Origin of the sequence: Enterococcus larvae, assembly GCF_017830045.1 — a bacterium.
GTDB lineage: Bacteria > Bacillota > Bacilli > Lactobacillales > Enterococcaceae > Enterococcus_L > Enterococcus_L larvae.
The window spans coordinates 391358-415727 of the sequence record NZ_JAEDXU010000001.1; the positions used below are offsets into that span (position 1 = coordinate 391358).

Below are 24370 nucleotides of genomic sequence, written 5' to 3' on the forward strand. Positions count from 1 at the left end.
AGTAAAACAAAAAAGCAGCCGTAACAGCTGCTTTGGTTAATCATTCGAAGTTTCAAGTAAATAAAAGTTTTGATTTATTCGAAAATATAGTATTCATATTACACTTTGTTTAGATTAAGACTGCTTTTTCAAGAATGAAAAATGCCTGGTATCCCTTATTCACATTACACTCTGTTTAGATTAAGACCGGTGTGATGACAGTTTCAGATGATGATTTTGCTGAATTCACATTACACTCTGTTTAGATTAAGACCCCTCGTTGATCTAGCCCTTATGCAGCAAGGGTTTTAGCGAGCATTTCTGTCGACCTTCTGTTTTCTTGTACTTTTCAGATTCATTTTACATGAACAAAAGCCCAAAAGTCAATGACCATGGGCTTTTGTTCATCTGTCGACCTTCTGCTTATTTTGCAGTATCAATGATTGACAGATATTTTTATGAGGTTAATTTTATCCTTCTACTTCCATTCGATTAGAGAAGATAACAAACGGCATATAAATCAATGTACCGACAACAATGATCACAATTTGCAGAATGGATGCTCTGAAGTCACCTGCTGTTGCCAAGTAACCGGAAAGCACTGGTGGAGTGACCCAAGGAATCAAGATGTACGTTGGATTCACAAGACTTAAGCTTGTTGCGATATACGCTAATAAGGTTGAAACCATCGGCACGATACAAAATGGAATTGCATAGACTGGATTGAACACGATTGGTAAACCAAACATCATTGGCTCACTGATATTGAACAGGCTGGACACACCACCAAGCTTAGCAATCATTCGTTGATCTTCTCTTTTAGAAAACATCAGTACAGCAATAACTAGACAAATCATCGTTCCGCCGCCGCCCATGTAAACATACGCATCCAAAAACGGCTGTGTCACAATATTTGGAGCTTCTGATCCGGCATTGATTGCCTCTACGTTCTGCTGTAATGAGGTTAGTAAGATTGGGCCTGAAACTGCCCCAAATACAAATGCCCCATGAATACCAAAGATAAAGACAAAAGTTGAAAGAAATACATAGAGCAAAATCCCTGGTAATGTTTGGAAACCGCCAACTAATGGTGCCTGTAAAATATTAACAACAATTTCCGGAATCGTCAGCCCTGTAACCGTACGAAGGACCACTTCTCCAATAGCAAAAACACTAATTGCAATAAAAGCCGGAATCAAACTATTGAATGATTTCGCAATTGCCGGAGGTACACTTTCAGGCATTTTTATTTTTAGACGTTCATTAGACGACAACTTAACAACCAAAGGAACACTGATCAATGCAGCTAAAATACCTAAAAGCATTGCGGAAGCGCTTGTATAAGTCTGCGTTAAAGCACCCGACGTTTGAATTTCAGTCCCGTCAAAACCAGTGATATTAATAACATTTGGAACTAAAGCAACATAGCTCGCTAATGCCACGATTCCTTCTAAAGCGCCATCCGAATTATACGAACGAGCCAGTCGAACACCAATTAGAAACGTTACCATAATTCCTAAAATACCAAGAGTACCATTATAAGCCTGAACACAAATCTCTGAAATAATGTCTCTTCCCGGAATCCCTCTTAAAAGTCCTGTGTTCTCTGTCAACAAAACATTATTGACCAGCAGGAAAAAAGCGGCAGTGATTGTAATTGGGATCGTACTTGCAAAGGCATCACGAATCGCTCCGATAAATCTGTTCGTTGCTACCTTGTTGGCGTATAAGGCAATTTTTTCCCCTAACGCCTCTTTGTTGAAACTATTGTCCTTCATCATGGTTTGAGCTCCTTTTCGATTTTATATGATCTATCACATACCACACGGCAACTACCTCGACAGCGCCGATGTGGTTTTATTACAGGTGGTTCTCCAGTGTATTGCTTCCATTTTTTTATCAATTTAAAGATTTATTTTGCTCGCTTCCCCTCTTCATACTTCAGCAATTCTGCTGTCAGTGAGAGCCATTTCCCAGCGACACCAACCCAAACTTCTTTATACGTTGCATTGTTGAACTGCGGCCAATACGGTTGATCTTCTTCTCCAAAGGTCTGCATTCCTACTGGCATTTCTCCAGTGATTTCACCGGAAGAAACAGAGTATTGCTGCGGATAATTATGACCTTCACCATAAACCATCGACTGCCCGAATGGATTTTTGCCAACCATCCATTGAAGCTGTTGGTGCCCCATATCAAGCAACGCTTGGTTGTTTGTCAGCCGTCCTATAACTGCTGCTGATTTTCCCATAGAAAGCAGAATCGCATTATTCCCTCTAAAAGAAAACCAGACTGGAAATCGTTTGATGTATAGTCCATTACCAACCTCGATCCCTTGCTCCAACTGCTTTTGATAGCTCTCTTCTGCTTCATCACTTACTAACAAATGCTGTTTATAAAAACTGTCCTTATCTTGCCATTCATCCTTTTGATAAATGCCGCTGGCAAACATTGGATACGGCGCAGTAAATGTATCCAAATAATCAAGGTATTCTCCATACGCTCTTGCAGCTTGGAGCCATGCCTCATGTTTTTCATGAGCAGGAAAGGCTGTCATCATTTCTTCAAAAGCTTGGGCATAAAGATGCTCTCTGGCTTGATGGTTAAAATGCTGGAACACTTTACATGTTTCATCTCGATAGAACATTCCTTTTAGCAATCGTCCATCAGCTAATACTAATCCTTCTTTTTCCTGACACAGCAGTAGCTGTTCAAAACGCTGAAGGGCTTCTTTCTGGTAATTATCTTCTGAAAAAAGCTGATACATCAAGGCAGAAGTCCAAGCGATTGTTGCTAAAAAAGTACTTTTCGATGTGCTGTAGGTATGCTCCCAGAAAATGGGTTCATGCTTGAAACCAGTTTTTTCAAACCCAGCCATCGCGTAATTATAGTCTTCTCTTACTACTTGTAAAAGCTTAGCTTTCAACGGATGATCTTTCGGTAATGCTTTGATGATCTTTGCCAATAAACCGGTAATCAGAAAATTGTCATACGGACTATTATGAATACGAGGAACCGCATCATCCATGTTGCCAATTCGGTTATCTGTCCAACGTGTGATCCCCGCACTAGTGATCCGGTCGCCAGCGTCTAATCGAGTCTTGAGAATAAAGTTAATACCCCATTCTCCTTCCTCCAACAGACGGATAGAAAGTAAGTCATTTCCCCTCGCTGCTTCTGCTGCCTCAAACAAACTTGCTGTGACTTCTGCTGTCTGGATCAATTGTTGTGAAAGATCACCCGCATCATGCCAGCCGCCGCTGAAATTGACCAATGTACCTTTATACTCCACTGTCAAATCCTCATGGCAAGTCCCATGAATGCCGTGAACCGGACAACCGCATCGTTCGCAAAAAATGAAATTCAATGATTTCCAAGTTGAAGATATGCTCAGCTCTGAAAAATTATTGATCATAAATGATTGTGTTCTTGTATCCCCTATTTGAAGAATATAGGCACCGACTTCTGTTAGCTCAGAGAAATCAAGTACACCGAAAGAGCCGTTGACAGTTTCACTCCTACTAATCGCTTTTTCCAATACAAGCTGTTCATCGTCAGCTCTTCTTACTTCAAAGATATTCTCAGAAAAATCCTCGGGATTGATAATAGCTGTTTTTCTGAAATCAGGATAATACCCGATATGAGAATAGACGATTTCTCTGTTTGGTGCCTGCCAGCCTTTAGCAGAAGTATTTTGTCTGTTTTCCTCTAAATAGAGATCACTGATTGTATAGCTCAACTGCCCAGCTAAATTCATGTAAGAACCATTTGCACCTGAAAAGATGCGGATGCCTGTCACTTCTTCTCTTGGGAGGTTGCTGATATCAAGGACATATACGTGCTTCTCCTGCCCTTCTAAATTGATCACATGGGTTCCTTCTCTGTTATAGATATCAGGAATTTTAATTGCGCCATCATTTTCCAACGTGATCACAATGTTGGGATTAATAACATTCGTGCATTCGGCCGTAACGGATAGTTTGATTTGGGTAAAATTTGTCCAGTCCTCTCGATTGATTGCAAGATGCGCACCGACTTCTCCAAAGTTTACGTAATCACCATCATCCGAAGCGCCTTCCGGCCAAGAGTCATAGCGTGTATCACTGATCAGTGTCACCGCAGTCCCGTTAGTCTTCAGCTTGCCTCTTCCCTGATGCTGCCATATCATACCGCCTGATACGATTGAACGCCGCTGAATGATTTCTTCTTTATCCAGCTGCTGTTTTTCATATGAGTGTGTATGATCCAGCGGCAATGGTCGATGAATATAGCCGGATGCTTTTAGCTGTTTTTCAAAGTCAAGCATGCTTTCTATCTCCTTTCTGTTTTATAAATACCAAAGCCGCCGTTCCTTTAAGAGCAACAACATTAGGGTCCAGTTCAGTTACTGAAATTCCTTTCGTAACAAAACGAATCGTTTTTTCATTTAGAAACGTTACCAAATGCTCTAAAAACCACCCATTGTTCATAACGCCACCGCCAAAGACAACAGCTTCCGGATCACTGACACGTACAAGGTTCATTGTCAAAGCTGCTGCAGCCTTCAGTGCCTGGTTCACTACTTTCTTTGCTAATTGATCGTTTTCGTCATATGCCTGTATGAGCTCGTAAAATGACACTCGCTCTAAACTGTTTATATCTAAGCATGTGTCCGGATAATCAACTGCAAATTTAACTGCTTGATTATGCATACCCAAACCGGAAGCAAATAGCTCCACACAGCCGACTCTTCCGCAGAGACAACGATCTTCGCTATTCATATCAACAACCATATGACCGACTTCTCCGGCATTACAGTTGCCGCCGATGATCAGTTGACCATCAGTAACCACTCTGCCGGCGATTCCTGTGCCGATATTTATATAGACAAAGTTATCTGTTTCTCTGCCCTTACCCAGCATTTGTTCAGCCAGAGCAGCTCCTGAAACATCATTAGTCAACCAGCATGGAAGCTGAAATTCAGTTGTCAGCTCTTCAGCAAGATTCATCGGTTCTGATAAACCGGGACGAATCTCGAACCATTTACCAGTTGTTGTTTCTACCCTTCCCACCACACATACACCAATTCCAATAAGCTTTCCCTTGATTACTTGCTGTGACAGATAATCCCTGATTGCCTCCTTTATCTTTTCAGCTGCTGTTCGCATGTCATTCACATTAGATGGATACCTTCGACTGGATAAAATCGTTCCTTCTCTAGTAACCTCACCTACTAATATTTTTGTACCGCCTAAATCAACGGCTAAAACTGTCTGTGTCATTTCAATCACCTCGACCATTTGATAACGTTACCAAATATAATTATTATGTTTTCGCTTTCACGATCATCATACAACCTTAATCAATAGTCTGTCAATACTATTTTTATAATTTTAGAAACGTTACCAAAAATTATTGCTTTTTTTTCAAACCTAACATAAACTAGAAGTTGAGGAGGTCTTTTGCATGAAAAAAAATATTACAATCAAAGAAATCGCCAAAAAAAGCGGTGTCTCGGTATCCACTGTTTCCCGCGTTTTAAATAATCATCCATCTGTTTCTCCTGTGAAGCGAGCAAAGGTTCAAGCAATCATAGAGGAAGAAAGCTTTCAACCGAGCATGTTGGCTCGAGGAATGGTTTCTAATCAGACCAAAACATTAGCCGTTGTCGTTTCAGATATCACTAACCCGTACTTCACTTCTCTTGTATCTGAGATCGAATTAGCTAGTCAAGATCAGCATTACTCTCTTCTTCTCTTCAATACAATGACCGCTGGGCACAAAAAGAAGCCTGATGGCAGCTTCATTGAGAAGGATACCTTCAACACGATCCTTGAGAAAAAAGTTGATGGTGTGCTCATTCTTGGTGGTGAAATCGATCGAGATGATCCTAATCCTGACTATCTAAAGGCATTGAATCAGTTGAATAAGCAGATTCCGGTCTTGATCATTGGTCAAGCTCAGAAGGATTGCACCTGCTCATTTCTGGAACGTGATTTAGAGAAGGGTGTCTTTTTAGCAATGCAGCATTTGCTGGCACTTGGTTATCGACGAATCGGCTTCATTGGCGGCGAGTCCGGTGTAAAAATCACAACGCAAAGAGTGCAGGCATTTGAAAAAGCATTATCTTTATACAGTACATTTGATGCTTCTCTTCTCTATTTGAGCGATTTCTATACAGAAGACGGCTATCAAAGTATGACGAAAATCATCCAGGAACAGGAAACGCTGCCGGATGCGGTTTTGGCTATCAATGACCGTGTCGCAATCGGTGCCTTTCGTGCACTTAAAGACAAGCAATTGTCTTGTCCTGAGGATATTGCTATTGCCAGCTGTGACGCCTTTCCAGACGGCGAATATCAAATTCCTCGAATCACAACAATCAATCAGCACAATCAAATATTAGGTCAACTAGCCGTGAAAAGACTGCTGAAATTGATCAACGAAGAACCTCTGGGTGCAATAGATCTGCATTCTCCGGACCTGATCATTCGTGAGTCTTGCGGTATTCAAAGGAGAACATAGAACATGGACAAACATCTTATTTTTATGGACATAGACGGTACATTAGTAGATAGGGATCAGAAAATCTCTGACAAAACCCGCTCAGTAATCACAGAGCTTCAACAAGAGGGGCATCAATTTTATGTCGCTACCGGCAGAAAATACTCCTCTGCTTTTGAAATGGCTCAAAAACTCAATACAGACACAAAAGTCGTTGCATCGAATGGCAGTATTTATTCAGTTAATGATACGTTGCATAAAAAGCAGTTATCTCGGGATGCTTTAGCAGCAATTTATGAAACTGTTTCTTATAAAAATTTACCGATGTTCTTTTTCGGTGAGCATACAGTTTTCTATACAGAAGCATTACCTGATTATTTGCAAAAGGGCGATCAATCACGGGTCAGTAATAATGGAGAAGAAGATTTCCTATTCATTGATTCAATAGATAAGTTACTCTCTATGAGTACTCGAATCGTCAATGGAATCATCATTGCGGAGGATCGACAGGATGAATTAGGAACAGTCAAAGCAGAGCTGGCAGAAAAGAACTTGCTCTCGCTGTCCTCTTCACATCCTAATAACATTGAACTGATTCCTAAAGGCGTTAATAAAGCAACAGCTATACAGGAAATCCAAAAAGAGCTGGCAATACCGAAAGAGCAAATCATCAGCTTCGGTGATGGTATGAATGACATGGAAATGCTGCAAGCCTCTGGTGTTAGCGTTGCGATGGGAAATGCCGTTGACGAGCTGAAACAGCAAGCAAAATTTATCACAGATACTAACACAGAAGATGGTATCGCGAATTTTCTAATCAACTATTTTAAGTAAAGAAAAAATGTAACGCATGTTCTCAACTGCACTAGGAACACGGTAACAGGAAGCAAAAACAGAGAAACTGAACACAACCAGCTGAGCCGTTTCCTCGAAAAACAAAAGGAGCTTTTAAATCATGACAAAACCAACAATGCTTTCCTACATTATGGAGGAGCAAGATACACTGACTGAAATCATTGGCAAGTACCCTAAAAATATCGATCAGGCGTTGACTGGTCTCGCTATCGATGCAGACAACTGGTTGGTTCTTGGAACAGGATCAAGTATCAACGCTGCTCAAAGTGCCAAATACTATATTGAAAAAACAGCTGATATCAAATTATCGATCGAAGAGCCATATAATTTCACCCACTACGAAAAGATCGATCCTAAACTTCAAGTTGTATTAGGCATTTCACAAAGCGGTCAAAGCACCTCAACGATTGAAGCGATCAACAAAATCACTGCACATCATACCGTTCATACAATGGCTGTTACAAGTATTCCTGACAGCGAAATCACCAAAGAAACAACAAGTACATTGGATATTCTTTCCGGTCGTGAACGAGTTGGCTATGTCACTCTTGGTTTCTCTGCAACAGTACTTGCATTGATGCTTCTAGGGCTTAGAGTAGGTGTGAAAAAAGGATTGATATCTGTTGAAAAGGAACAAACTGAATTAGCAGAATTTCTTGCGATGACTCAGCGGTTCAATGAGACAATTACAAAATCAACAGCCTTTTTTGACAAGCATCATCAGGATTTTAAAGAGGCTTTTCGTTTTACCTCTATTGCTTATGGTCCTGCAATGGGAACTGCTCAAGAAATGGAAACAAAATTTTCAGAGACGATTCGCGTCCCTTCTCAGGGAGTAGAGCTTGAAGCTTTTATGCATGGTCCTTATCTGGAAATCAATCCCAATCATCGTCTATTTTTCATTGATACACCTGCAAAACCCGAAATCATTGAAAAAGCAGAGCTGCTAAAAGCTTACGAGCAACGACATACGGAACATGTCTTTACTATCTCACTTCGATTAGAAGAGTCCAACGATGGACACGTGCTGGCGCTTGGCAACTACAAGGATGAGTTCAAAACACCTTATTTGGCAATCCTGCCATTCCAAGTATTCTGCTGGTATATCTCTCGTGCAAAGGGAATTGATATCACACAACGTATTTTTACCGATTTCTCTCAAGCAGTTAAGAGTAAAACAACTGTTCAAGACTACGTATAGCAACTTTCCTTAAAATCGAATACTAAGTATCTATTTATTACTCCTAAGTCCCAGCAACAGCTGAAACTTAGGAGTTCTTTTCTTTTTCAACCTTTCACACCTTCTTACAGCATGGTATACTTTTGATAGAATATCAAAGAAATGGAGGGATTTGTATGGATATAGGAGAAATTCGTTTATTTACAGCTGCTGGTTTTGTATCCACAGGTTTATTGCTGTTGTTTGCACTACTCATCAAGTATGTCACTGACGGGTTGTTTCTTTCCAGAACACCACAGAGGTTCATACTGGACAGCAAAAATCCATTTTACAGCAGTGAAAAAAGAGGTGGGGATCAATTCAGCTCGTGGGTTCTTCACTATATCCCTGCCCTTTGCCTTGCCTGCTTGATACTGTTACTTTTTTCTTTATTAGCAGGATAGAAATTTATTATTCAAAAGCAACGTACAACTTTTTTTGGAGGAAATAGAATGAATATTGAAAAAATTGAAATGAGCAACATAACCCCTGAATTATTTAACCATTTTAGTCGTCATCAGCAGGTTACACACTGTTGGCGCTATTCTGATGGTCAGTGGAAAATAGAACCCGTAAACTTTACAGAAGAATGGGAATCAGAAGAACACGCTCAGCTTTGCAGCCATTTAAAAACTACCCTCAAAAATGGAGGGATTGTTCTCGGTGCATTTTCTGATAACAATCAACTGAAAGGCTTTGCTAGTGTTGAAGGCCAGTTATTTGGCAGTCACAAGCAATACCTTGACTTATCTGCCATTCATGTCTCAGAAGATGTACGTGGTCAGAAAATCGGAAGGCAGCTATTCTTATCAGCTGCAGATTTTGCAGAAAAACAAGGCGCAGAAAAACTATATATATCCAGCCATTCTGCTGTAGAAACACAAGCATTTTATTCTTCATTAGGTTGTGTTGATGCGGTCGAACCTTCTACCAAACATACTGATGATGAGCCTTTTGATCGACAATTAGAATATAGATTAGGAGAGATAGGATGAAGGAAGGTCTTGCACCGGTTTTTGATCAGCAAACAGAAATTCTTGTTCTGGGAAGTGGTCCCAGTGATCGTTCAATCGCCCTTCAGCAATACTATGGAAACAAAGGAAATCAATTTTGGCGTGTTGTTTTTGATGCCTTGAGTCTCGTTGACCCAATCAGCTATCCCAAGCGAATCGACCTTCTGAAAAAACATCATATTGGGCTCTGGGATGTTTACGGTGCCTTTGAACGACAAGGAAGCATGGATATCAATTACAAGGAAACCAAACTGAATGATTTTTCAGAAATACTTGCTCAAGCAAAAATAAAGATGATCATCGCCAACGGAAACGAGTCTTTCCGAATCATTGAAAAGCATCACCTATTCCCTGATTTGACTGTTGTAAAATGCTCCTCTACAAGCGGAGCCAATAACGGCAGACAAGTACAGCGAAAAGCTGAATGGCAAGCGGCTCTTGCCCTTTTGAAGCAATGAGTAACTTTGCTTAGATATAGAAGTTAGAACAAAAGGGCACTGACCTACCGTTTATTCGGGTTTTAGCACAAAAAGAGTCTGGGGACTATTTTATGTCCCCAGACTCTTTTTTTTATTTAGACGATTGCGAATGCTCGAATGTTGAAGCCTGGTGCCTGTTTGATTTTTGGAACGCCCAAAAAGATTGCTGCACCAACCTCTGGGATTTCTGACAAATTCGTCAGTACCTCCACCTGAAATTTATTCTGCGAGAGCCAATAGAGCTCACCAATCAAGCCGCCATTATTGGCGCATTCGACTGCAGAATCCGTATCAAGTGTTTCATGTCCGATAGCCTGAACATTCCTTTCCTCATGCAAAAATCGCAACGCTTCTAGTGACCAGCCTGGTGTGTGGACTTGTCCATTTTCATCTCGATTATAATAGTCGTCATGATCTTCCCAGCGTTTGGACCAGTCGCTTGCAAATGCAACAAAACTGTCTTCTGGAATCTTTCCATGCTTCTTTTCAAAAGCAAGAATATCCTCTACCGAAAGCTGGTAATCATTGTCCTCAGCGACCTCTGCTTCTTTATGAAAAACGAACAGCGGCAAGACAAGCTCCTTCAGCTCAAGCTCTTCCAGATATCGTTTTCCTGAAGCAAAATGACAAGGAGCATCAATGTGTGTTCCATATTGTGTGACTAGGTTGTACTCTTTCGCTAGAAAACCATGTTCCTCCACAGTAAATAATGTCTTCTCAGTCAACGGCTTAAAAGAAGAAAAATAGGGAATATCTCCTGTGACTTCGTGGGTCAAATCGACCCATTTTTGTTTTTTCAAAAATGCTATGCTCTCTAATATCGTCATCATTCCCTCTCCCCCCTACCCGTTAGGCCATACTTCTTTTGCCGTTTCTACAACTAGCTTCAGCTTCGCCCATTGATCGGCTTCACTCACTTTATTTCCTTCATGCGTAGATGAGAATCCACATTGAGGACTTAAGCACAGCTGTTCTAAAGGAACATACTTGGAGGCTTCTTTGATTCGATTTAATAAAAGCTCTTTGCTTTCTAATTCTGGTGTTTTCGTCGTAATTAACCCTAAAACAAGCCGCTGATTTTTAAGATTTTTCAATGGTTCAAACGTACCAGAGCGTTCGTCATCAAATTCTAAAAAGAAACCGTCGAACTGCGTAATCGATAAAAGTCGTTCAGCAATCAGCTCGTAAGAGCCATCATAAAGCCAATGGGACTGAAAGTTTCCTTTACAAAAATGGAATGTCACAGCTAAATCAGCTGGTTTCTTAGCCAATACCGCCTCTGTGATATCACCAAATTCTTGAATGAGTTCATCTGGATCATACCCATTCTTCTGGATCATGCCCCGGAAGCGTTCATCGAAAAGACCGCCCCAACTGGTATCATCTAATTGTAGATAGCGGCATCCAGCATCGTAGAATGCTTGAATCGCATCTTGATAGGTTGTGATCAAATCTTGTATAAACGCCTCCTTCTTCTCGTAAGAAGGGTTCTCATGATAATGCTTCGATAAGATAAATGAATCCAAATAAATCATATTAGGTCCCGGTATGGTTTGCTTGGCAAGCACTCCCGCAGCGTGTTCATTGGTAAATTTGAAATGCGACAAGAAAGGATGAACCGGATCGAATGCCAATTTACCACTGACAAATGTTCCCTGTGCTTCTGTAGTGATTCCAAAGGCAGTTGTTTCAAAATCATAGACAGTGATTCCCTTAAGTCCTGCGATAAAATCCAAATGCCACCATCGACGACGAAACTCTCCATCGGTAACTGCCAATAGCCCGATTTCTTTTTGTTTCTCAATACTTTTGATGATTTCTTCATCTTCAATTCTTGTCAGCGCCTCTTTTGAAATATTTCCCTGTTTAAATTGTTCACGCGCCTCCTTCAATACTGTCGGACGCAGCAAGCTGCCTACTTGATCCCAGCGAAAAGGTATTTTTGTCATATTTTCTCCTCCATTTTCTTTTAATAATAAAAAAAATCCTTAGACATCACAAAAGATATCTAAGGACATAATGACATGTGTTACCACCTTACTTTGCAGCACTCTCACGACTACTGCCTCACTCAGTGCCCGATCAAACTATCGGAAACTGTTGTTTACTAACGGGACATACCGTACCTTCTTAATTTAGTCAGAAGATCCACTCAAAAAGCCATTTTCAAAATAAGTGCCTCTCATCCCTTTTCAGCTGCCGGGACTCTCTGTAGGAGAAGAAGTTATTTCTACTTTCTTTCTCATCGTGTTTTAATATTCATTTCATCAAATATAGCAAACACATCCAATGCTTGTCAACAGTGTTCTGAAAAAACAGGTATATCATAAAAAATCACTTAAACAATCAATTTCTTGATTGTTTAAGTGATTTCTTTTCATTCTTCAATTAATAGCTGCCCTTTATCACAAAATAGGAGCCGCGGATTTCGCCTGCTAATTTAGATTTTTGACGGGCAAACTTGAATTTCCCTTCCAACTCAGCAGGTATCTCCATCCCCTCAGATAGCTTAAAGCCAACAGCACGTTTTCCTTCTTCAGAAAGACCGTACATCACATTGACAGAAAGTCCATTTTCATAAAATACATAGGAAAACCGTGTTCCTTCTGCTTCAAAATCAGTTACTTCCAGTGCCTTATAAGGAAAATGCAGTTCTCTTTCCTCTAGAATTTTTTCTATCCATGCCAACGTATCTGGTGCTTCTTCAGCAGGGACTGTCACAAATTCATGCTTGTATTTATTCCAAAAATATCTTGCTTCATTTGCTCGAAGCCCAGCCAAGGCTTCCGCAAATGGTGAGCTTTCAAAACCTACTGTTGAGACCTCTTTAAAATCAACTTTATAAGACATACAGATCCTCTTCTCTTCTAAGATTTATACAATAAGTATAATCAGTTGTGGGTAAGATGCCAAAGAATTGATTCTGAAACAGCTAAGTCAGCTGAAAAAATTGGATATCACCTAAATTTGCAGATATGTCTAATAAAAATTGACCTTATCAGTGTGTCAACGTCAACGATCCTAAGAGGTTCTTTGACAGCTGATTTATCGCTGTCATTTTAGAACGGTTCCTCTTTGTCGATCAAAGCTTGAAAAATAAGCAAGGACTCAATAGTTTCAGCTCTTTCACTTGTAGTGTGATCAGCCGTCAGCCACCATTCAACAACACCCGCCATCGCCTCACTGCATCCTAGCAAAGTCAACTCATTTTCTGCAAAGCTATGTGTATAGACAGCCAATAATTCTTTTGAAAAAATGTTTCTTATTTTTTCCTTGATCCATTGGCTTTCTTCACTGTTCAATAAATTTTTCAAAATCGCACCGGATGACTCCAGATCATTAAGGAATTCCTCCCAGTTGATAACAGAAAGCGCTGTGCTAAAGGTCTTGCTGCACAGCTCGTCAAACCAATTGAATTGCTCATCCAGCAAGCTGTATTTATCAAGATAATAGATGTAGAAGGTATTCCTACTGATGCCAGCCTCCTCTGAGAGTCTAGTCACAGAAATTTCTTCAAATGAATGCTCCTGAAGAAGCACTTCAAACGCATCTAGGATCAATTTTTTTGATTTTACCGTTCTTAGATCCCCCACAGCTTCTTGCCGCCTCCCTAGTTAAGACATTGATCAACTAACTGACAATCATTGATTCGCATCATTCGAAAGATTTCCCCAGGAAGCTCTTGCCAATAACGAATCAATTTCTGAAAAATTGTAGCTTCTGCAGTTATTTCGTATTCTGTCACAGTCACACCAAAATTTTTCCGTGTTTCTTTTTTTGCTTCATCCTCAAATTTATCCATTGCCTGCTGTCTATGCTCCTCTACACCCAATGTATCGATTTCTAAAAAGGAGCCTTCAATTCTTTTGACTCGCTCAATGAAATAGAGCGTCTGTGTCTGCGTGCTCATCCTTGTCACCTTCCTTATCTTAAGTTTAGTTATGGTTATTCAGCTTTATTTCTCGAACTGACTATTGTATAGATCAGCATAAAATCCTCTTTGATGAATCAGCTCATCGTGAGAGCCCTTTTCTATGATATTCCCTTCCTTCATTACCAAAATCAGGTCGGCGTTACGAATCGTAGACAGGCGGTGAGCAATGACAAATGACGTTCTTCCTTCCATCAGACGATCCATCGCTTTTTGAATCAACTCTTCTGTCCGTGTATCAACTGAGCTTGTCGCTTCATCCAAGATAAGCATCGGCGCATCCTTGATCAATGCTCTGGCAATAGTCAATAATTGTTTTTGACCAACAGAAAGTGAAACACTGTCATCTAAAACTGTAGCATATCCCATTGGCAAGGTGCGAATAAAATGATCGATCCCAACAGCCTTACAAGCTGATTCTACTCTTTGCTGACTGACGCCAGACTGATTATAAATCAGATTTTCAGAAATCGTTCCTTCAAATAACCAAGTATCCTGCAGCACCATACAAAACTGATCATGGACTTCCTCACGTGTCATGCTTTCTATCGGTACATCATCGATTGTGATTTGCCCTTGATTGATTTCATAGAATTTCATCAATAAATTGACGATTGTTGTTTTTCCAGCCCCTGTTGGACCGACGATTGCAATTTTCTGACCAGCTCTTGCTTCGGCGGAAAAATTTTTGATAATCGTTTTTGACGAATCATAACCAAAGCTGACATTTGAAAACGAAACATTTCCTGACACGTTTTCCAGCTGTACAGCTTTCCCATTTTCGTTCTCCATCTCATCCTCATCAAGAAATTCGAATACTCTGATCATCGCCGCACCAGCTGATTGAAGACTGGATACAGCTTGAGCCAACTGACCCAGAGGCTGTGAAAAGAGACGGACATAAACCATAAATGCGACAATCACACCAAACGTGATTTGGCCATTCAATGCTAGGACAGCACCAACGACACAAACTGCTACATAACCAAAATTTCCTATAAAACTCATTAGCGGCTGCATGATCCCTGATAAAAATTGAGACTTCCACACACTGCCATGCAGCTTGTCATTCAGTTCAGAAAACGTATCAGACATTTCATCGACGGCACTGTAAGAAGTGATCACGTCATGCCCTGAATATGCTTCTTCAACAAAGCTGTTGACCTCTGCCAGATTATTTTGCTGTCCGTCAAAATGAACCTGAGATTTCTTCATGATGATGATCATCAAAGCAAAACCCAGCAGGACTGAGACAACTGCGGTCAAGCACAAAATTGGATTCGATTTGACCATCATGAACAGACAGCCAATAAATAACGTAATTGAAGGAACTAATGTACCCAAGCTCTGATTCAATGACTGACCAACAGTATCTAAGTCATTCGTCACACGACTTAAGGTATCCCCCTGACTATGTGAATCAAAATAGCTAAGTGGAATCTTATTGATTTTCTCTGATATCTGTCTCCTCAGCTTTCTGGAGAAACGCTGTGTGATCGTTGCCATAATGTAGCCCTGTCCATATGACATTAGGATACCAATACCGTAGATGATCGCCAACGTTAAGCAAATACTGGTAATTTGATCCAGATCGATCGAGGTTTGCAAGCCTGCCGTAATCAAATCCGTGATCTCGCTTAGTTTATCCGGTCCAATAATTGACGTGATACTACCAATCACTGCCAAAATGACAGCAGCAATAAAAGGTACCGTATATTCTGAAGCGTACTTCTTTATATTGTTCATAAAGCCTGAGCTTTTCTTTGTTTCTGTTTGTATTTCAGTTATTGTACTATCCATGCGCTAATTCCTCCTTTGAAAGCTGTGAATAAGCTATTTCCTGATACACTCGATTTGATTTCAAGAGAGAGTGATGCGTTCCTTGACCAACAACATTCCCTTCATCCAATACAAGGATCTCATCTGCATCCATGATTGTGCTGATTCGTTGAGCGACAATTAGTTTCGTTGTATCAGAAACCTTTTCAGCCAGTACGTCTCTTAGCTTTTTATCGGTCTTATAATCCAATGCAGAAAAAGAATCATCAAAAATCAGAAATTCCGGCTCTCTTGCTACTGCTCGAGCAATTGCCACACGCTGCTTTTGACCACCGGAAAAGTTTGTTCCGTTTTGTGCCACATGACTATCCAGCTTCTCTTCTTTTCCTTCTACAAAATCCTTTGCCTGAGCAATATCCAACGCTTGATTGATCTTTTCGTCATCCAGTGGAGAAGCACCACTCTTACCAAAGTCGACATTTGACCGGATCGTTCCGCTGAATAGCACTGCCTTTTGAGGAATGTAGCCAATTCTGTCATTTAAATCTTCATGACTGTAGGATTGAACATTTTTACCATCAATGATTATTTCTCCCTCAGTGACATCATAAAATCGTGGAATCAAGTTCACGATTGTACTCTTTCCGCTCCCAGTTGAACCAATAAATGCAACTGTCTCGCCCTTTTTCGCTTTAAAGCTGACATTTTTGATTACTGCTTCAGAAGCATTTGGATACGTAAAAGACACATTTGAAAACTCGATCTCTCCCTTGTTCTTACCAATATTTCCACTGTCCTCTGGAAATTGAATTGACGGCTCCATATCCAGCACTTCGTTTATCCGTCTTGCTGAAACTGTAGCTCTCGGTAAAATAAGGAATATTACAGTCATCAGCATAAAGCCCATCACGACCTGCATCGCATAAGAAGAGAAAACGACCATATCGCTGAATAATGTGATTTTCATTGCACCATCTGCTGCTTCGATCAAATAAGCACCAATCCAGTAAACCGCTAGCGTCAGTCCGCTGGAAACAAGTGTCATCCCCGGACTCATGATTGCCATCATTCGATTCGTAAACAAATTGACCTTCGTCATTTCTTCATTCGCATCGTTGAATTTACCATTTTGATACGCCTCTGCATTATAGGCACGAACCACACGCAGCCCTGTAAGATTTTCTCTGGTAATACTATTCAGTTTATCTGTCAAACCTTGAACAACAGTAAATTTCGGTTGAACAATTGTTAGGATCACTGTCAGCATAACCAAGAGCACCACCACTGCTACTCCTGTTGAAACTGTCCATTCCCAGTTCTTATTGGCAATTTTCATGATAGCCCATACTGCCGTGATTGGCCCTTTGATCGATACCTGCAGTCCCATTGCAACCACCTGTTGAATTTGTGTGATGTCATTTGTCGTTCGAGTAATCAGACTGGGGATTGAAAATTTATGCAGCTCATCGGGGGAATAATCCATTACTCGATGATACACTTCTCCCCGTAGACGACTTGTCAAGCTTGCTGCGATCCTAGCGACAAAATAGCCCACAACTACTGATGATGCGAAGCTCAAAAGAGAGAGCAGTACCATCATCATTCCCGGCTGCATGATATCTGAAATCACTGTATCCGGCATTTGCAGCTGACTTGTTACCTCAGACATGTAGTCGGGGATTTTCAACTCCAGCCAAACCTGTACAACAATAAATGCAATACTGACAAGAACTAAAAAGCGTTCCATTTTATTTGTTTTCTTCATTATTTTTATCATTCAAAAACCTCCTACTGCCGATAGTTACCCGGCTAACTATATAGTGAAAGAAAAATCTGACGATGAAACCTGTCAGATAGTTTTAACTCTGAATATTCTTTTTCAATTTTCCAATCGTGTCTATAAATGAACGAAGCTCTTCTTCAGGAATATTCTGTGTCAGACGATCTTCCAAATTTGTAACAAACTTCTCCACCTTTTTCATATTCTCCAACGCTTTTTCAGTAATAATGATCCGCTTGAAGCGTTTGTCCTTTGCGGAAACAACTGTCGTGATAAAGCCGTTTTTCTCCATTCGATCAACCAGGCGACTAGCTGTCGGCTTACGAATAGACAATTCTTTTTCCAGATCCTTCTGATAAATCTCTCTATCCAAGTTTTCGCTCAGAAACCCCAATGCCCAAGCCTGAGGACCCTTCAATTTTGCCAAGTCAGTACCTAGCTCTTCTTTTTCAATGAAACGACCAATCAATATAGATAGTTCACGGATTTCGAACCCCAACGTTCCATGTGGTTTCAAAGTAGTCCCTCCTCATTTGATGATTTTAGTTACCGTGCTAACTATCATTAGAATACGACAATCTATTTCTTCTGTCAACCATTTTCCTCAGACTATATTTTCCCGCCTCCACACTTAGATAAATCTTAATAAACGAAAAGCTGAAAGAGGTGATTAAAACGAGTTTAAAATAGTTTTGCTCTTCGTAAACAGAGGTATGGTAAACTAAGAGCGACAAACTTTCTATTGATGGAGGGAAAGAAATGAAAAAAATACTCGTTATTGAAGACGATCATGATATAGCTATAAATCTGGATAGATTGCTGCAAAAGCATCACTACCAAGTGAAGCTAGTCAATACACAGAAAAAAGCAATCGCTGTACTTCAGGAACACTCCTTCGATTTGGCTTTGATCGATATTGGTCTGCCGGATGGTAATGGTTATGCGGTTGGAACCAGCATTAAGAATCTGGAAAATCCATGTCCGTTCATTTTTCTAACTGCTATGGACGACGAAGCTAGTGTAGTCACCGGCTTAGAGCTTGGCGGAGAGGATTATATCATCAAGCCGTTCCGACCTATGGAACTGATTTCTCGAATCAAAACAGCACTGCGTCGTAATGAAAAAGGCCAGACAGAAATTATTATTGATAATCTTGCCATAGATACACAGCGCGGAACTGTTCATAAAGATGGACAAGAGCTCTTTTTGTCTGCCTTGGAATATAGACTTCTATTGATATTTGTGAACAATCAAGGACAAATTCTTTCAAGAGATCAGCTGCAGCAGCAGATTTGGGATATTGCCGGCGATTTTGTCAACGATAATACCATGACAGTCTATATCAAACGACTGCGTGAAAAAATAGAAAACGATCCGCAAAATCCAAGTAAGATCAAAACAATTCGCGGCCTAGGCTATAAATTGGAGGCATAGAATGAAGTATTTAAGGAATAAGGAAGAACGGATTCTCTTTTTCAGCCTGAGCATTCTTAGTATGATCGCTGTCAGCAGCAGTTTTCTGATCGACCCCATTGCCGGAGGGATCACTTTACTTTTATGTGTGATCTTCTTCTTAGTCATTTCTTACTATAACAGAAACAGGTACAGGCGAATCGAAGAGCTGACGAATCAGATCGATGACATTCTTCATGGCAGTCAGGTTTTGGAGTTAGATGCTGAAGAAGGAGAACTAGCCATTCTCTCCAATCAAATAAGTAAGATGACTATCCGCCTGCAGGAACAAAGCAGTTCATTGCAAAGGGAAAAGGAACACCTCGCTTCTTCACTTACGGATATCGCTCATCAGCTGAGAACACCGCTGACCACCTTGACCATGATCGGCGATTTTCTAAGTGAACCTGAGCTGGATGACCGACGGAGAAAAGAGCTAGCACGAGAACTGTTGAATATGCTGAAGCGAATCGATCAGCTGATTACGATTCTCTTGAAAATTGCCAAGCTCGAAGGTCAAACCGTTCAGTACCAACCTCAGGAAGTTCTATTGAAAAAGCTATTATCTGACTCACTGGAGCCATTCCTGATCCCTTTGGAACTAAAGGAAATGTCCATCCAATATGATGGAGAAGAGAATATATCTTTAGCAATAGACTCTTCATGGACACAAGAAGCAATCGGAAATATCATAAAAAACTGCATTGAACATTCTGACAACAACTCTAACCTGCAGCTTTCCTATAGACAAAATGCACTTTATACAGAAATCTGCATTTCTGATACAGGAAAAGGGATTGAGCCTGAGGATCTGCCTCACGTGTTCGAACGCTTTTATCAAGGAAAGAATCATCACAAGAACAGCTTCGGTGTCGGCCTTTCTTTAGCTCGTATGATCATTACTCAGCAGGGAGGCAACATCACAGTGAAGAATCTGGCATCCGGCGGTGCTGCCTTTACTATTCGTTTTTACAAGGACATGCTTAAATGACGGATCTGTCATTTTCAAGTCACTGAGCAGTCACTCTGCTTCGCTAAGATGGAGTTAAGTAAAAGAGAAAGTGTTGTGATGAGTATGAAAATATTAGAAGTAAAGAATTTATCAAAGGTTTATGGAAAAGGTGATAATCAAGTAACTGCTCTAGACAATGTCTCCTTCACTGTTGAAAAGGGTCAGTTCGTTGCTATCATCGGTCCTTCCGGATCAGGAAAATCTACCTTACTGCATTTACTTGGCGGAGTGGACAAGCCCACATCCGGAAAAGTTTATATCAATAAAACTGATGTCTATGAACAGAACGCCGAGCAGCTGGCGATTTTTAGGCGACGTGAGGTTGGTTTGATTTATCAATTTTACAATCTGCTGCCTGTATTGAATGTTGTTGAAAATATTACTTTGCCCGTCTTACTGGATGGCCGCAAAGTAAATAAAAAACGGTTGAAAGAACTCCTGTCTGTTCTAAACCTGAAAGATCGTAAAAATCATCTGCCAAATGAGTTATCCGGCGGACAGCAGCAACGGATTTCCATCGGGCGGGCGTTGATGAACGCCCCGGCAATTGTTCTAGCTGATGAGCCTACTGGAAATCTTGACAGCAAAAATGGACAAGAAATACTGCAGCTGCTGCGCAAATCCAATCGTGAATACGACCAGACAATGATCGTCATCACTCATGATGAAAATATTGCCTTACAGGCTGACCGCATCATAAAAATAGAAGACGGCCGAATCACTCAGGATGAGGTGATCCGACCATGAATATCCTGAATAAAGTCACTTTGGCTAATCTTAAAAAAAATAGAACGCGAACCTTGGTCACGATTATCGGCGTTATCCTATCTGTGGCAATGGTTACTGCTGTCACTACAAGTATCGTCTCCTTACAGGACCACATGGTGAAAAACACAATATCCTCTACAGGAAACTGGCAGATACGATTTATGGATATCTCAAAGAAAGAAGCCGATACACTTCAAAAGGATTCCGATGTGGAAAAGACTTTTTCAACAAAAACGTTCGGTTACTCTCCTTTAGCGGAAACAGACAAATCAGATAACCCTTTTTTGTCCATCGAAGGATACAGTCAAGAAGCTTTTAAAGAACTCCCCTACACTCTTTCTCAAGGGGAGCTTCCTAAAGATGAAACAGAAATCCTACTGCCGATCAATTATCAGACAACATTAGAAGAACCGTATAAAATTGGCGATCTAGTTACTTTTAAGCTAGGGCAGGAATCAATCATCGCTGACAATGAGACCCACGAAGCAGTAGATCCGTCAACTTATGCAACAGACGACGAACAGACTTATAAAGTCGTAGGCTTTGTTGAATGGGGTATCGATAAAGTCTACTCAGAGCCTTGCTATTTCGCTGTCTCGGGTTTAACAGATACTCAAACAGCTATCACACAGTATATTGCGTTGAAAAATCCAAAAAACATTTATGATTTCTCTAAAAAATATGAGTCGATGACTTATCAGCACAATCGTCCTCTTCTCCAATCACTTGGAATCACTGGAAACGACTCTTTTCGCAAGATGTCCTTCTATCTTGGGACAATACTGATTTTATTGATTGGTATTGGTTCAATCCTTTTGATCAATAACTCGTTTGCAATCTCCATCAATGAACGATTAAAACAGTTTGGTGTGCTTTCCTCTGTTGGTGCAACAAAAAAACAATTACGAACCTCCGTATTGTTTGAAGGTGCTGTAATTGGTGTAATTGGGATTCCATTGGGACTACTTTTCGGTTTTAGCGGCTTATGGATCACATTCAAACTCCTGGAAGACAAGTTTGGCGCCTTTGGTTCAGTAAATCTTCTAACACTGAAATTTTCATGGCAGGCAATTGCTATATCCATTATCACCAGTATTTTAACAATCTATATTTCGGCATATCTTCCTGCTCGAAAGGCATTGAAAAAGCCAATCATTTCTTCCATCAGACAAACTGATCAAATCAAGCTGTCAGGGAAGAAAATCCGTACACCAAAAATTATTCAGAAGCTGTTCGGGTTGGAAGGTACAATTGCTCTGAAAAATTTTAAACGAAACAAAAAGGCATACCGCAGTACCATCATTTCTCTTTTTGTCAGTATCGTTCTGTTTATCTCAACAGCTTCCTTCAGTATGTATCTGACAAGTGGAGTTACACAAAGTATGGATCTTACAGAAGCGGATATTATGTATACCAGTTACGGAGAAATGAACAAAGAAAAGGCCGCTGAGTTTTTTGACCGTGCTTCTGATATTCCGGAAGCAGAAGAAGCCGCTTGGCAGCAAAACGCTCATTTCTCAGTTGATCTATCCAAAGAAGAATTAAGCAGCGAATACACTGATTATTTACAGGAGGAAGGTTCAGATTATGAACAGCAGCTCGATACTGCACCCCTTTCTGTTCAAATAATAGACGATGAAACTTTCAAGTCTTATTTGAAGGAACAGGGATTAACAGAAGCAGAATATTTTCGTCCAGAAGATCCTAAAGTTCTTGCCGTTCAAACGATCAGCATGTTCAGCTCAACCTCTCAACGAATGGTTAAATTCAACATGTTTAAGTCAGCTGAGCCGCTAACCCTTGACTTACTGCGCTACACAGAAAATGGAAGCGAACAAACAGGTAAGACGCTGACTCTATCAACTTTTGTTGAGCAAGGACCGAAGCTGCTTACAAGTACTTATTCCTATGGCCTAACAGCTGTTCTTCCTGAAAGCCAGGCATCTCTCTTACCAAAAGCTGAGAATGATGACTTTTTCACATTTTCTTTCAAGGCTGCCGACTCTAAAGCACTGACTGAAAAATTAACTGTACTTTTACAACAAATGAATTTGCCCGCCGATCGTGGTCTTTCTGACGTTGCTTCTTATCAAGAAACAGATAGAAATATGGTTTTCATCGTCAATGTGTTTTCCTACGGATTCATCGCCTTGATGACGCTGATCACAATTGCTAACGTCTTCAACACGATATCTACCAGTATACAGCTTCGTCGAAGAGAGCTTGCTATGCTGGAGTCTGTCGGTATGACTAAGAAAAGTATCAATAAAATGATGCGCTTTGAATGTCTGTACTACGGCTTCAAATCACTTCTATACGGCCTACCGGTTGCCTTTGGAGTCACGTATCTGATTTATACCAGTATTGCTGTTGCGATGGATCAGCCCTTCCGTCTACCTATCGCAAGTGTCCTAGTCAGCATATTGAGTGTTTTTCTGATCGTGTTCATTACTATGCTGTATTCCGTACACAAGCTTCGAAAGGTGGATTTGATTGACTCTCTGAGAACAGAGACCGTATAAATAGAAAAGAGTGTGAGACAATCATCAAATTAGAAATTGTCTCACACTCTAAACGCAAATAATTGGCGAGCCAAAAGCTGCTCCTTCAGAATTAAGCCAAAATTGCTTTAACATACAGTAGCTACCGCAGTAGATCTGATGTGGCAAAGTACCTACTTGGATACTGAAAATATGAAAAGCCATTTTCGTCTATTTTTTCTTGATTCTCGGAGCATCCTACCTTTGGCTTAGCCTCTTTTTTATCTCTATTCATTCCCCAAAACTCTTTACAAAAGACGGCTTTGTATCTTTTCTTGTCGTTTCTGATGAAGGTACCCTATAGCTACAACAATCAGCGTCCCTGCTAAATTCACCATGATATCCTGCATTGTGTCGCTTAAAGCCTCGTGCCCGGAAAGGATTACTCCCTCCGCTGTCATAAATTTTTGCATGTTCGTCTGCAGAATATGATCTGCCAGATATTCATAAACCTCCCACAGCACGCCACAGGTTGTTGCAAAACAGAAGGCAAATAGACTGACAAAAAAAGGACTCAGCTGAACTTTATTTCGCTCACTTCTACTGATAAAATCAACAATCAGAAAGCCCAGTGCACTAAGCATGCCGGCACTGAATCCATGCAGGATCATGTCCCAGTACGGAATTTTATAGTAGAAATTCTGTACCTCGCCCAGATAAATAGCACAAAACAGGAAAATGAAATAAATGATCTCCATCAAATCAGGGATATCAATTCCATATATTTTCTCTACTCGGTATGGGATAAAAATGACAACCATCCCTACAACACACTGTAAGATCATTAGTACATAGTCGCTCTTGACTAACTCATATTCCTTATTGGAGCTTCCAGAAGGCGCTCCCTGCAGCATGATTACCGCATAGATAACAGATACTGCCAATAAGCAAAACACGATAATAAAAATCAGATTCTTACGCTTATCCAGCTTTGATTTTTTCTTCTCGATGAATCATCAACTCCCTTTTTCGTTTTCTCTATTCAATGATAGCACAGTTTCACATCTGAAAAAATTGGAAGATAGTCAGCTGACCAAAACGCTGCTGACCTTCACCGCAAAATACCGAAACCTCTAGAGA

At 40.5% G+C, this 24370-nt stretch carries 22 protein-coding genes and 1 other annotated feature; of the genes, 10 read left to right on the top strand and 12 right to left on the bottom strand.

The genetic code is table 11. The annotated features are described in order from the left end of the window. Nucleotides 1-449: 449 nt before the first annotated feature. The 3 genes from I6N96_RS01885 to I6N96_RS01895 all read right to left on the bottom strand — a co-directional run bounded on the left by I6N96_RS01885 (nucleotide 450) and on the right by I6N96_RS01895 (nucleotide 5240). On the bottom strand, nucleotides 450-1760 hold the full coding sequence (locus I6N96_RS01885) for a PTS sugar transporter subunit IIC (RefSeq protein WP_209555801.1): 1311 nt from the start codon (nucleotides 1758-1760) through the stop codon (nucleotides 450-452). A gap of 131 nt (nucleotides 1761-1891) precedes the next feature. Continuing rightward, on the bottom strand, nucleotides 1892-4285 hold the full coding sequence (locus I6N96_RS01890; RefSeq protein WP_209555802.1) for a glycoside hydrolase family 9 protein: 2394 nt from the start codon (nucleotides 4283-4285) through the stop codon (nucleotides 1892-1894). Then, the gene (locus tag I6N96_RS01895) at nucleotides 4278-5240 is read right to left on the bottom strand and encodes an ROK family protein (protein ID WP_209555803.1); all 963 of its coding nucleotides are present in this window, start codon (nucleotides 5238-5240) and stop codon (nucleotides 4278-4280) included. The genes I6N96_RS01890 and I6N96_RS01895 overlap by 8 nt, the downstream gene beginning before the upstream one ends. A gap of 184 nt (nucleotides 5241-5424) precedes the next feature. On the opposite strand from I6N96_RS01895, the gene I6N96_RS01900 reads away from it, so the two are divergent. From I6N96_RS01900 to I6N96_RS01925, 6 genes are all read left to right on the top strand, one after another. Continuing rightward, nucleotides 5425-6483: a LacI family DNA-binding transcriptional regulator gene (locus I6N96_RS01900; protein WP_209555804.1), complete on the top strand. Its 1059-nt coding sequence runs from the start codon at nucleotides 5425-5427 to the stop codon at nucleotides 6481-6483. Nucleotides 6484-6486: 3 nt separating this feature from the next. Beyond that, nucleotides 6487-7296 carry an HAD family hydrolase gene (locus I6N96_RS01905; protein WP_209555805.1) on the top strand — a complete coding sequence of 270 codons (810 nt, stop codon included), beginning with the start codon at nucleotides 6487-6489 and terminating at the stop codon, nucleotides 7294-7296. A gap of 121 nt (nucleotides 7297-7417) precedes the next feature. Beyond that, on the top strand, nucleotides 7418-8518 hold the full coding sequence (locus I6N96_RS01910) for an SIS domain-containing protein (RefSeq protein WP_209555806.1): 1101 nt from the start codon (nucleotides 7418-7420) through the stop codon (nucleotides 8516-8518). A gap of 155 nt (nucleotides 8519-8673) precedes the next feature. Beyond that, nucleotides 8674-8940 (top strand): hypothetical protein, encoded by a 267-nt coding sequence (locus I6N96_RS01915; protein ID WP_209555807.1) that lies wholly within the window; start codon nucleotides 8674-8676, stop codon nucleotides 8938-8940. Nucleotides 8941-8988: 48 nt separating this feature from the next. Beyond that, nucleotides 8989-9531 (top strand): GNAT family N-acetyltransferase, encoded by a 543-nt coding sequence (locus I6N96_RS01920; protein WP_209555808.1) that lies wholly within the window; start codon nucleotides 8989-8991, stop codon nucleotides 9529-9531. Next, complete coding sequence (locus I6N96_RS01925) at nucleotides 9528-10007, top strand: DNA-deoxyinosine glycosylase (RefSeq protein ID WP_209555809.1); 480 nt, start codon at nucleotides 9528-9530, stop codon at nucleotides 10005-10007. Before I6N96_RS01920 ends, I6N96_RS01925 begins: the two co-directional genes overlap by 4 nt. 116 nt (nucleotides 10008-10123) lie before the next feature. On the opposite strand, the gene I6N96_RS01930 is transcribed toward I6N96_RS01925, so the two are convergent. The 8 genes from I6N96_RS01930 to I6N96_RS01965 form a co-directional block, all read right to left on the bottom strand. After that, nucleotides 10124-10858, bottom strand: a complete 735-nt coding sequence (locus I6N96_RS01930) for a cyclase family protein (RefSeq protein WP_209555810.1) — start codon at nucleotides 10856-10858, stop codon at nucleotides 10124-10126. Nucleotides 10859-10870: 12 nt separating this feature from the next. Further along, nucleotides 10871-11977, bottom strand: coding sequence for a 5-methyltetrahydropteroyltriglutamate--homocysteine S-methyltransferase (locus tag I6N96_RS01935; protein WP_209555811.1), 1107 nt, complete (start codon nucleotides 11975-11977; stop codon nucleotides 10871-10873). Nucleotides 11978-12035: 58 nt separating this feature from the next. Then, nucleotides 12036-12283: a binding site (T-box leader), on the bottom strand. Between the two features lie 133 nt (nucleotides 12284-12416). Then, on the bottom strand, nucleotides 12417-12878 hold the full coding sequence (locus I6N96_RS01940) for an adenine nucleotide alpha hydrolase family protein (protein ID WP_209555812.1): 462 nt from the start codon (nucleotides 12876-12878) through the stop codon (nucleotides 12417-12419). A gap of 209 nt (nucleotides 12879-13087) precedes the next feature. Then, nucleotides 13088-13621, bottom strand: a complete 534-nt coding sequence (locus I6N96_RS01945; protein WP_209555813.1) for a TetR/AcrR family transcriptional regulator — start codon at nucleotides 13619-13621, stop codon at nucleotides 13088-13090. A 17-nt stretch (nucleotides 13622-13638) separates the two neighbouring features. Continuing rightward, nucleotides 13639-13938 (bottom strand): hypothetical protein, encoded by a 300-nt coding sequence (locus I6N96_RS01950; protein ID WP_209555814.1) that lies wholly within the window; start codon nucleotides 13936-13938, stop codon nucleotides 13639-13641. A 45-nt stretch (nucleotides 13939-13983) separates the two neighbouring features. Then, nucleotides 13984-15759 (bottom strand): ABC transporter ATP-binding protein, encoded by a 1776-nt coding sequence (locus tag I6N96_RS01955; protein WP_209555815.1) that lies wholly within the window; start codon nucleotides 15757-15759, stop codon nucleotides 13984-13986. After that, nucleotides 15752-17515, bottom strand: coding sequence for an ABC transporter ATP-binding protein (locus tag I6N96_RS01960; protein WP_209555816.1), 1764 nt, complete (start codon nucleotides 17513-17515; stop codon nucleotides 15752-15754). The genes I6N96_RS01955 and I6N96_RS01960 overlap by 8 nt, the downstream gene beginning before the upstream one ends. An 82-nt stretch (nucleotides 17516-17597) precedes the next feature. After that, nucleotides 17598-18035, bottom strand: a complete 438-nt coding sequence (locus I6N96_RS01965; protein ID WP_209555817.1) for a MarR family winged helix-turn-helix transcriptional regulator — start codon at nucleotides 18033-18035, stop codon at nucleotides 17598-17600. A gap of 242 nt (nucleotides 18036-18277) precedes the next feature. On the opposite strand from I6N96_RS01965, the gene I6N96_RS01970 reads away from it, so the two are divergent. The 4 genes from I6N96_RS01970 to I6N96_RS01985 all read left to right on the top strand — a co-directional run bounded on the left by I6N96_RS01970 (nucleotide 18278) and on the right by I6N96_RS01985 (nucleotide 23272). Further along, on the top strand, nucleotides 18278-18952 hold the full coding sequence (locus tag I6N96_RS01970) for a response regulator transcription factor (protein ID WP_209555818.1): 675 nt from the start codon (nucleotides 18278-18280) through the stop codon (nucleotides 18950-18952). 1 nt (nucleotide 18953) lies between these two features. Continuing rightward, entirely contained in the window at nucleotides 18954-19961 is a 1008-nt protein-coding gene (locus I6N96_RS01975; RefSeq protein ID WP_209555819.1) for a sensor histidine kinase, read from the top strand. A gap of 84 nt (nucleotides 19962-20045) precedes the next feature. Next, nucleotides 20046-20729 carry an ABC transporter ATP-binding protein gene (locus tag I6N96_RS01980; protein WP_209556208.1) on the top strand — a complete coding sequence of 228 codons (684 nt, stop codon included), beginning with the start codon at nucleotides 20046-20048 and terminating at the stop codon, nucleotides 20727-20729. Continuing rightward, on the top strand, nucleotides 20726-23272 hold the full coding sequence (locus tag I6N96_RS01985) for an ABC transporter permease (protein WP_209555820.1): 2547 nt from the start codon (nucleotides 20726-20728) through the stop codon (nucleotides 23270-23272). Before I6N96_RS01980 ends, I6N96_RS01985 begins: the two co-directional genes overlap by 4 nt. Before the next feature lie 266 nt (nucleotides 23273-23538). Here the strand turns inward: I6N96_RS01985 and I6N96_RS01990 are convergent, their stop codons facing one another. Continuing rightward, on the bottom strand, nucleotides 23539-24174 hold the full coding sequence (locus I6N96_RS01990) for a DUF2238 domain-containing protein (protein WP_209555821.1): 636 nt from the start codon (nucleotides 24172-24174) through the stop codon (nucleotides 23539-23541). Nucleotides 24175-24370: the final 196 nt, after the last annotated feature.

Excerpts from the sequence above, each read along its gene's own strand:
- I6N96_RS01885 (WP_209555801.1), bottom strand. The coding sequence starts at position 1,760 with ATGATGAAGGACAATAGTTTCAACAAAGAGGCGTTAGGGGAAAAAATT.
- I6N96_RS01890 (WP_209555802.1), bottom strand. The coding sequence starts at position 4,285 with ATGCTTGACTTTGAAAAACAGCTAAAAGCATCCGGCTATATTCATCGA.
- I6N96_RS01895 (WP_209555803.1), bottom strand. The coding sequence starts at position 5,240 with ATGACACAGACAGTTTTAGCCGTTGATTTAGGCGGTACAAAAATATTA.
- I6N96_RS01900 (WP_209555804.1), top strand. The coding sequence starts at position 5,425 with ATGAAAAAAAATATTACAATCAAAGAAATCGCCAAAAAAAGCGGTGTC.
- I6N96_RS01905 (WP_209555805.1), top strand. The coding sequence starts at position 6,487 with ATGGACAAACATCTTATTTTTATGGACATAGACGGTACATTAGTAGAT.
- I6N96_RS01910 (WP_209555806.1), top strand. The coding sequence starts at position 7,418 with ATGACAAAACCAACAATGCTTTCCTACATTATGGAGGAGCAAGATACA.
- I6N96_RS01915 (WP_209555807.1), top strand. The coding sequence starts at position 8,674 with ATGGATATAGGAGAAATTCGTTTATTTACAGCTGCTGGTTTTGTATCC.
- I6N96_RS01920 (WP_209555808.1), top strand. The coding sequence starts at position 8,989 with ATGAATATTGAAAAAATTGAAATGAGCAACATAACCCCTGAATTATTT.
- I6N96_RS01925 (WP_209555809.1), top strand. The coding sequence starts at position 9,528 with ATGAAGGAAGGTCTTGCACCGGTTTTTGATCAGCAAACAGAAATTCTT.
- I6N96_RS01930 (WP_209555810.1), bottom strand. The coding sequence starts at position 10,858 with ATGATGACGATATTAGAGAGCATAGCATTTTTGAAAAAACAAAAATGG.
- I6N96_RS01935 (WP_209555811.1), bottom strand. The coding sequence starts at position 11,977 with ATGACAAAAATACCTTTTCGCTGGGATCAAGTAGGCAGCTTGCTGCGT.
- I6N96_RS01940 (WP_209555812.1), bottom strand. The coding sequence starts at position 12,878 with ATGTCTTATAAAGTTGATTTTAAAGAGGTCTCAACAGTAGGTTTTGAA.
- I6N96_RS01950 (WP_209555814.1), bottom strand. The coding sequence starts at position 13,938 with ATGAGCACGCAGACACAGACGCTCTATTTCATTGAGCGAGTCAAAAGA.
- I6N96_RS01955 (WP_209555815.1), bottom strand. The coding sequence starts at position 15,759 with ATGGATAGTACAATAACTGAAATACAAACAGAAACAAAGAAAAGCTCA.
- I6N96_RS01960 (WP_209555816.1), bottom strand. The coding sequence starts at position 17,515 with ATGATAAAAATAATGAAGAAAACAAATAAAATGGAACGCTTTTTAGTT.
- I6N96_RS01970 (WP_209555818.1), top strand. The coding sequence starts at position 18,278 with ATGAAAAAAATACTCGTTATTGAAGACGATCATGATATAGCTATAAAT.
- I6N96_RS01975 (WP_209555819.1), top strand. The coding sequence starts at position 18,954 with ATGAAGTATTTAAGGAATAAGGAAGAACGGATTCTCTTTTTCAGCCTG.
- I6N96_RS01980 (WP_209556208.1), top strand. The coding sequence starts at position 20,046 with ATGAAAATATTAGAAGTAAAGAATTTATCAAAGGTTTATGGAAAAGGT.
- I6N96_RS01985 (WP_209555820.1), top strand. The coding sequence starts at position 20,726 with ATGAATATCCTGAATAAAGTCACTTTGGCTAATCTTAAAAAAAATAGA.